At 66.7% G+C, this 556-nt stretch carries 1 protein-coding gene; it reads right to left on the bottom strand.

Annotation, left to right across the window (positions count from 1 at the left end):
• Positions 1–556: ABC transporter permease (locus C5F46_RS16300; protein ID WP_146160269.1), on the bottom strand; the 556-nt coding region annotated here is incomplete at both ends.

The following is a 556-nucleotide window of genomic DNA, read 5'->3' on the forward strand; positions in this document are numbered from 1 at the left end:
GCCGCGCCTTGTCCACGACCGAGGCCAGCAGGATATTTTCCTGTTCGGTCTGGCTTAGGGCCGCCAGATGCTTCCATTGCCGCAAGGTTGCGGTCAGCAGATCGACATCCGCGCCGGGCGTCACGCGCACGATCACTGCCGCGACCGAGGCCGACTTGACCGCCCCCGCCCCGCGCGCGGCCTGCACCCGTTGATCTGCCGGAGCAAGTTCCGTTTGCAGCGCCATCGCATCGGCAAGCGTCATGTAAACCGCCGGATCGCCGCCCGAGTTCATTGCCCCTTCGACCAGCCCGACCACGGTAAAGCGGTTGCGGCCAAGGCGGATGGTGTCGCCCAGCACAAGGCCAGTCTTGCGGTCGGCCACCAGTTCGAAATGGCTGGTGCCGATGCCGCGCCCTTCGGCGATGATCTGCGGGCCACCCGGACGTCCGGTTTCATAGCCGATGACATAAAGCCGCAAGGCGCGGTCAAGGAAGGGGGCCTCGATGGTCTGGTAATTGATGGCCCCGGCTTCGGCCACGCCGGGCATGCGGGCCACGGTGTCCCGGCTGTCGGC

Origin of the sequence: Phaeovulum veldkampii DSM 11550 (assembly GCF_003034995.1) — a bacterium.
Classification (GTDB): domain Bacteria; phylum Pseudomonadota; class Alphaproteobacteria; order Rhodobacterales; family Rhodobacteraceae; genus Phaeovulum; species Phaeovulum veldkampii.